The sequence below is a fragment of the Micromonospora sp. M42 genome, from assembly GCF_000568915.1.
In the GTDB taxonomy this organism is placed as follows: Bacteria; Actinomycetota; Actinomycetes; order Mycobacteriales; family Micromonosporaceae; genus Micromonospora; species Micromonospora chalcea.
The window spans coordinates 561678-566585 of record NZ_KK037233.1; the positions used below are offsets into that span (position 1 = coordinate 561678).

The following is a 4908-nucleotide window of genomic DNA, read 5'->3' on the forward strand; positions in this document are numbered from 1 at the left end:
GCGCGGACGAGCGTGACTACACGGTGGCCGCGCAGATGCTCGGCGCGCTGGGCGTGGACCGGGTGGCCCTGCTCAGCAACAACCCGGACAAGGCGGCCCAGCTCGAACGGCTGGGCGTCACGGTGCCCGACCGGGTGTCCACCGGCGTGCACCTGTCGCCGGCGAACGCCGGTTACCTGGCGGCCAAGGTGACCCGCGCCGACCATGCCCTCGACCTGCCGTTCGTGCCGTGACCACCCGCCCGTACGTCCTGCTCAGCTGCGCGATGTCGATCGACGGCTACATCGACGACGCGACCACCGACCGGCTGCTGCTGTCGAACGACGACGACCTGGACCGGGTCGACGCGACCCGGGCCGGGTGCGACGCGATCCTGGTGGGCGCGGCGACAGTGCGCCGCGACGACCCCCGCCTGCTGGTGCGCAGCGAGCGGCGGCGCGCCGAGCGGGTGGCGCGCGGCCTGCCCCCGTCGCCGGTGAAAGTGACAGTCACCGGCAGCGGCGACCTCGACCCGGGGGCGCGCTTCTTCACCATGGGTGACGGGCTCAAGCTGGTGTACTGCCCGAGCGGAGTGGTGGACAAGGCCCGTGAGCAGGTCGGCGCCGTGTCCACGGTGGTCGACGCGGGCGATCCGGCCACCGCGGAGGCGGTGGTGGCCGACCTGGCCGGGCGCGGCGTGACGCGCCTGATGGTGGAGGGCGGCGGCTCGATGCACCGCCAGTTCCTCACCGCCGGCCTGGCCGACGAGCTGCACCTGGTGGTCGCCCCGTTCTTCGTGGGGGACCGTCGGGCGCCGCGCTTCGTCGGGGACGGCCGCTTCCCGTGGCACCCGGGCCGTCGGGCCCGGGTGGTCGAGGTACGCCAGATCGGCGACGTGGTGCTCACCCGCTACGCGTTGTCCGACCGCTGCCCGGCCTGACCCGTCGTCCCACCCGGTCCACCCTTGTGCAAGCTCACGGTCGTGATTAGTTTGTTGACCATCCATACGAACTAATCCACTGCGCATCCCTTCCCGAAGGGGGACCGATGACCGCGCACCACCCCGACCCGGGCTCCTCCCGCCGTCGCTTCCTCGGCCTGGTCGGCCTCGGCGTGGCCGCCACCACCGCCGGCCCGCTGCTCGCCGGCTGCTCGGAGAAGCCGGCCGGCACCGGCGCCGCCCAGAACCTCGACGCCGTCTCCGGCCTGCTGCCCAACCACAAGGACCTGCCCGGCGGCATCAAGCCCGACATCGTCGGCACCCGGCCGGTGCCCGATGGCTACACCCGCTACCCGGCCAGCCTCGTCGACGCCGTCACCGACAAGCCCGGCACCAGCGGCAAGCAGGTCACCGCCATGACCCCCGCCTGGGGCCCGGCGCCGCCCGGCGTCGCGCAGAGCGCCTACCTCCAGGCGGTCAACGCCGAGCTGGGCACGCCCGTCAACTTCACCATCCAGGACGGCAACACGTACGCCGACAAGCTCAACGCGATGCTCGGCGCGCGCGACGTGCCGGACCTGCTGTGCGTACCGGGGTGGGAGGTGGAGAAGATCCCGCGCTTCGCCGAGGCCATCAAGGTGCTCTTCGAGGACCTGACCGACCACCTCAGCGGCGACGCCGCCGCCGCGTACCCGATGCTGGCGAGCTTCCCCACCGGGGCCTGGCGGCGCGCGGTCTGGAACGAGCGGCTCATGTCCGTGCCCAACCCCACCGACGGGCCGTTCCCGTGGGCGCTGTTCACCCGCAAGGACGTCCTCGACGCGCGCGGCCTGGCCGTGCCGGCGAACCTGGACGACCTGCTCGCCGTGGCCAAGCAGGTGACCGACCCGGCGCGCAAGGTGTGGGCGTTCAACGACGTCTTCGCCATGATCCAGATGTTCCACAAGGTGCCGGGTCACAAGGGCGGATGGCGGGTCAAGTCCGACGGCACCCCCGAGTTCAAGTACGAGACCCCGGAGTTCCGCCGCGCGCTGGAGGTGATGGCCAAGATCTACGCGGACGGCCTGGTCCACCCGGACATCGTGGCCAGCAGGGGCGCGGACGCCAAGCAGCTGTTCGCCAAGAACGGCGCGATCGTGTTCCTCCAGGACGGCGTCGGCTTCTGGCAGGGCGCCCAGGCCGAGCATCAGAAGACCAACCCCAAGCTGAACATCCAGCCGGTGCCGATCTTCTCCGCCACCGGCGGCGACCCGCTGGTCTGGGGCGACGACGAGCCGATTTCCTACACGTTCGTCAAGAAGGGCCTCGGCAAGGACCGGGTCCAGGAGCTGCTGCGGATCATCAACTGGTGCTCCGCGCCGCTGGGCAGCCAGGAGGCGCAGCTGCGGGACTTCGGCGTCGCGGGCAAGCACCACAACCCGTCGCCGAACGGGCCGGTCAAGACCGACCTGGCGTTCAAGGAGATCGCCAACCAGTACTTCTTCATCAGCGGCCGCAACCCCACCATCGGGCCGTTCCCGGACACCCCGCGCTTCGTGCCGGACGTGCTCGCGTACTCCAACGAGATGGTCAAGCACATGGAGCCCAACCCGTGGGCCGGGGTGAAGCTGGAGATGCCCGCCGCGTACAAGGCCAACCAGGTGCCCACCGAGGACAAGTTCACCGACGTGCTGCGCGGCCGCCGACCGCTGAGCGACGTGGACGCCATCGTCAAGGAGTGGAAGGCCGCCGGCGGCGAAGAGGCCCGGAAGCTGCTCGCCGACGCGCTGCCCAAGGCGGGCCGATGAGCGAGCCGGCCGTCCTGGCCGGGCCCGAGCGGGCCCGGCCGGACGCCCCGGCCTCGCCCGGCCGACCGCCCGGCCGACCTCCCCGCCGCCGCCGGGTGCGCTGCGCACCCGGCTGCGGCGGGACTGGCAGCTGCTCGCCATGGTGGCGCCCGGCTTCGGAATCCTGCTGGTCTTCAGCTACCTGCCGATCGCCGGCAACGTCATCGCGTTCCAGGACTACAACCCCTACCTGGGCGACAACCCGTGGCAGGCGTTCGTGCACAGTGACTGGATCGGCTTCGGCCAGTTCCAGCTGCTGTTCTCCGACCCGGCGTTCTGGGACGCGTTCCGCAACACGCTGGCGATCACCGCGTTCCAGCTCGTCTTCTTCTTCCCGCTGCCGATCCTGCTGGCCATCGCGCTGCACAACCTGCTGTCCAGCCGGCTGCGCGGGCTCATCCAGACCATCGTCTACCTGCCGCACTTCTTCAGCTGGGTGCTGGTGGTCACGTTCTTCGTGGCGATGCTCGGCGGCGCGGGGCTGCTCGCCCAGAGCATGCGCGACGCCGGGATGCAGCCGTGGAACGTGATGACCAACCCGGACACGTTCATCGTGCTGGTCACCGTCGAGGCGGTGTGGAAGGACGTCGGCTGGGGCACCATCGTCTTCCTGGCCGCGCTGTCCACCATCGACCAGAACCTCTACGAGGCCGCCGCCGCCGACGGCGCCGGCCGGTGGCGGCGGCTGTGGCACATCACGCTGCCCGGCCTGCGCCCGGTGATCGTGCTGCTGCTCATCCTGCGCCTGGGCGACGCGCTCTCGGTCGGCTTCGAGCAGTTCCTGCTGCAACGCGACGCCGTCGGCCGGCAGGCCGCCGAGGTGCTCGACACCTTCGTCTACCACTTCTCCATCGCCACCGGGAACTACGGGTACGGCGCCGCGGCCGGACTGTTCAAGGCCGTCATCGGGCTGGTGCTGATCCTGGCCGCCAACCGGGTGGCGCACATGCTCGGCGAACGAGGGATCTACTCCAAGTCATGACCACGCTGATCCGCCGGGTCGCCGGCGACCGATCCCGCCGGCCGGTGTGGCAGGAACCGCCCACCCCGGTCGGGCAGGGCCTCAAGGCCGTCGTGCTCACAGTGCTCGTGGCGGGCGTGCTGTTCCCGCTCTGGGTGATCCTGGTGACCAGCCTGTCCTCGCGGGAGACCATCGCGCGGGCCGGCGGCCTGGTGGTCGTGCCCCGGGGCATCGACACGTCCGCGTACGAGACGATCTTCGCCGGGGGTGCTGTCACCCGGGCCCTCTGGATCAGCACGCTCGTCACGGTGATCGGCACCGCCATCGCGCTGACGGTCACCGTGCTCGCCGCGTACGGGCTGTCCCGGCCCGGCTCGCTGGGGCACCGCTGGCTGCTCGCGTACTTCCTGATCCCGTTCCTGGTCTACCCGCCGCTGGTGCCCCGCTACCTGGTGGTCACCGGGCTGGGCCTGAAGGACACCATCTGGGCGCTGGTCCTGCCACCGGCGATCAGCGTGTTCAACCTGGTCGTGGTGCGCGGGTTCTTCCAGGGCATCCCGTCGGAGCTGCTGGACAGCGCCCGCATCGACGGCGCGAGCGACTTCCGGACGCTGGCGCGCATCGTGCTGCCGCTGTCCCGCGCGGTCATCGCCGTGGTCGGCCTGTTCTACGCGGTCAGCTACTGGAACGTCTGGTTCGACGCGCTGCTGTTCATCGACCGCAACGACATGTACCCGATCCAGCGGGTGCTGCAGAGCTACCTGCTGGCTGGGCAGGCCCCGCACACCTCCGGCGGCAGCAGCGGGGTGACCATGCCACCGACCGAGGCGGTCAAGATGGCGGTGGTGGTGCTGACCGTCGCGCCGATCGTCGCCGTCTACCCGTTCATCCAGCGGCACTTCGTCAAGGGTGTGCTGATCGGCGCGGTGAAGGGCTGAGGCGGCCGCTCACAGAACCTGGGACAGGAAGCGTCGCAGCCGCGGGTGCTCCGGCGCCTCGAACACCGCCTCCGGCGGGCCGGACTCCAGCACCACGCCCGCGTCCATGAACGCCACCGTGTCGGCGACGCTGCGCGCGAACCCCATCTCGTGCGTCACCACGACCATCGTCATGCCGGCCGCAGCCAGGTCCGCCATCACCGCGAGCACGCCCTTGACCAGCTCCGGGTCCAGCGCGCTGGTCGCCTCGTCGAAGAGCATCAC

Annotated in this window: 4 protein-coding genes and 2 pseudogenes; 5 read left to right on the top strand and 1 reads right to left on the bottom strand. The window is 70.9% G+C overall.

The features are described 5' to 3' along the window. The 5 genes and pseudogenes from MCBG_RS02120 to MCBG_RS02140 form a co-directional block, all read left to right on the top strand. Positions 1 to 233: pseudogene (locus MCBG_RS02120) on the top strand (GTP cyclohydrolase); the annotation flags it as partial. After that, positions 230 to 919, top strand: a complete 690-nt coding sequence (locus tag MCBG_RS02125; protein ID WP_043323447.1) for a RibD family protein — start codon at positions 230 to 232, stop codon at positions 917 to 919. The pseudogene MCBG_RS02120 and the gene MCBG_RS02125, both read left to right, overlap by 4 nt. 107 nt (positions 920 to 1026) lie before the next feature. Continuing rightward, complete coding sequence (locus MCBG_RS02130; protein WP_043323449.1) at positions 1027 to 2706, top strand: extracellular solute-binding protein; 1680 nt, start codon at positions 1027 to 1029, stop codon at positions 2704 to 2706. A 139-nt stretch (positions 2707 to 2845) separates the two neighbouring features. Continuing rightward, positions 2846 to 3727 carry an ABC transporter permease gene (locus tag MCBG_RS02135; RefSeq protein WP_223201006.1) on the top strand — a complete coding sequence of 294 codons (882 nt, stop codon included), beginning with the start codon at positions 2846 to 2848 and terminating at the stop codon, positions 3725 to 3727. After that, the gene (locus MCBG_RS02140; RefSeq protein ID WP_043323451.1) at positions 3724 to 4644 is read left to right on the top strand and encodes a carbohydrate ABC transporter permease; all 921 of its coding nucleotides are present in this window, start codon (positions 3724 to 3726) and stop codon (positions 4642 to 4644) included. The genes MCBG_RS02135 and MCBG_RS02140 overlap by 4 nt, the downstream gene beginning before the upstream one ends. Positions 4645 to 4653: 9 nt before the next feature. Here MCBG_RS02140 and MCBG_RS33510 read toward each other — a convergent pair. Further along, positions 4654 to 4908, bottom strand: a pseudogene (locus tag MCBG_RS33510) (peptide ABC transporter ATP-binding protein); the annotation flags it as partial.

Bases quoted from the DNA above. Each gene is read 5' to 3' on its own strand.
- MCBG_RS02130 (WP_043323449.1), top strand. From the start codon at position 1,027: ATGACCGCGCACCACCCCGACCCGGGCTCCTCCCGCCGTCGCTTCCTC.
- MCBG_RS02135 (WP_223201006.1), top strand. From the start codon at position 2,846: ATGGTGGCGCCCGGCTTCGGAATCCTGCTGGTCTTCAGCTACCTGCCG.
- MCBG_RS02140 (WP_043323451.1), top strand. From the start codon at position 3,724: ATGACCACGCTGATCCGCCGGGTCGCCGGCGACCGATCCCGCCGGCCG.